Annotated in this window: 3 protein-coding genes; all 3 read right to left on the reverse strand. The window is 51.6% G+C overall.

Annotation, left to right across the window (positions count from 1 at the left end):
* Positions 1 to 234, reverse strand: a 234-nt coding sequence (locus PH551_RS32715) for a transposase (RefSeq protein WP_285196401.1), incomplete at its 3' end; no start/stop codon positions are given.
* A 104-nt stretch (positions 235 to 338) separates the two neighbouring features.
* On the reverse strand, positions 339 to 1352 hold the full coding sequence (locus PH551_RS32720) for a hypothetical protein (protein ID WP_285196402.1): 1014 nt from the start codon (positions 1350 to 1352) through the stop codon (positions 339 to 341).
* A 290-nt stretch (positions 1353 to 1642) separates the two neighbouring features.
* Positions 1643 to 1915 (reverse strand): transposase domain-containing protein (locus PH551_RS32725; RefSeq protein WP_285196078.1); only part of this gene is annotated, 273 nt, incomplete at its 5' end.

Here is a 1915-nt window from a genome sequence, read left to right on the forward strand (position 1 = left end):
CGCATTGTCCAGCATCGCATCTGCCAGGAGCCGTTTCAGCTTCGTGTTTTCGTCCTCCAGCGTCTTCAGACGCTTGGCTTCGGATACGTCCATGCCACCGAATTTGGCTTTCCATTTATAAATGCTGGCATCGCTGACGCCGTGCTTGCGGCAAAGCTCCGAGACTGGCGTGCCGGCCTCGTGCTCCTTCAGAATGCCGATAATCTGTTCGTCTGTGAAACGTTTGCGCTTCATTCCCTGGTCCTCTCAATGGGCCAGAGCTTACTTCAAAATGGATTATTTCAACGGGGCAAGGTCACGGCCTAGGTTCGGCCTACGGGTTGATGCCAATTTGATGACTATTCTCCGACAATCACCATTGCTGCGGCGTATGTTGCCACTTTCTGCATATCGATCTCTTCACCTGATAGTTGCTGGAGCGAGACCATCTCTTTTCCATAAGCCATCCGGCGCGCCCAATCCGTGCGATTCTTGATTTCGTCACCCATGAGCTCTTGCGTGAAAATCCTTAATTTCTCGAATATTCCGATGTCCCGCTCGCGAATGGCCGACTCCACAGCAATCTCCAGTTTAGCGCCTCGTTCGCCACGCATGAACAGCGTTATGCGCGCTAGCTCCTCCCGGTTGTATCTTGCCGGTCTTATCGCCAGCGTCATGTTGTCAGGGGACGTGGATACACCGAACACCGCCGAAGAAATGGACGCACCGATCGTTGCCTCGTCGATGGAAAATGATCTCGCAATTTTAAGAAGCAGATCTGATTTCGCCTTTGCCGATATTGATGAAGAAAAGCTGACCGAGAATGAAAAATTGACTTTGCCATGTAGAACTTCCGACACCAAAAAAAGTCCCGTCGGTTCGCCAGCAAGGATTTGATCGATGATGTGGCACTTTGATTGGGTTCGGTCCCAATCGAGGAGTGCATTCGCATCCGGCGCGCTGTCGAGGGACAGGGGGCTTACACTGAGTCGCGCCGTCTCAGCAAAAGTTACGTCGGCGCCCACATCCGCGTCAGCGATTCGCTTTTTGATGACAACGCCGCCAATTCTAGCGTCAATGTCGCTTGAAACATCAATACCTTCTGAGAAATCTTGTGTGCCTTTGTAATTTCCACCGGCTATTTTTTTGTAGCAGCCTCGTGCGACTAACTCCTCGTTGTTGATTGCTACAACATCGCCGGGAAACAGGGGATTCTTAATGAAAATCGGAAAGGCGGCATATTTCTCCAAAAATACCTTAGTCATCGCAGCTTTGTACTGAGAAATTTGTTCATCTGCATTTGCTGCGGCGTTCGAAAAGAACAATGATACTAGAAATACTCCAATTGCTTTAAAGCCGCCTGATCCACCCATTAATGCCTCCATTGGACGATCATCATCCTTCCAGATCGTCGCATTACTGCTTCAACATTGTTGAACTCACCAAACACGATGAACCTCAAGTAGTATAGTGGGGAATGGTGCAAGAAGGCTGGATAATGACGCTCGAGTGCGGGTCGACGAATATGTATTTCAGCATTAGGGGCGATTTTGCTGAGGCCGGTGGCGGCTGCGGCGTCTCCGCGATCAAAAACGAAGTTATCACCAAATTCGCTGCGGCATGCGATCTTGATTTTAGGTAAGCCTCCGGTGAAGGCCGCAGGTCAGGCCGCTTGAGCGTTGACGGTCGGCGGCGTCCAATTCCACGGAAGCAACTGCTCCAGCCTGGTAATCGACGTATCAGCGATGCTGGCAAGAACGTCGGCCAGCCACACCTGCGGATCGATGTCGTTGAGTTTTGCCGTCATAATCAATGTGGCCATGAAGGCCGCACGATCTGCACCGCGGTCTGATCCGGCGAAGAGCCAGGATTTTCTGCCGAGCGCAAAGCCTCTGAGCGCTCGCTCTGCCGCATTATTCGTCAGGCAAATCCGGCC

This window comes from Rhizobium atlanticum, from assembly GCF_030182485.1.
GTDB lineage: Bacteria > Pseudomonadota > Alphaproteobacteria > Rhizobiales > Rhizobiaceae > Rhizobium.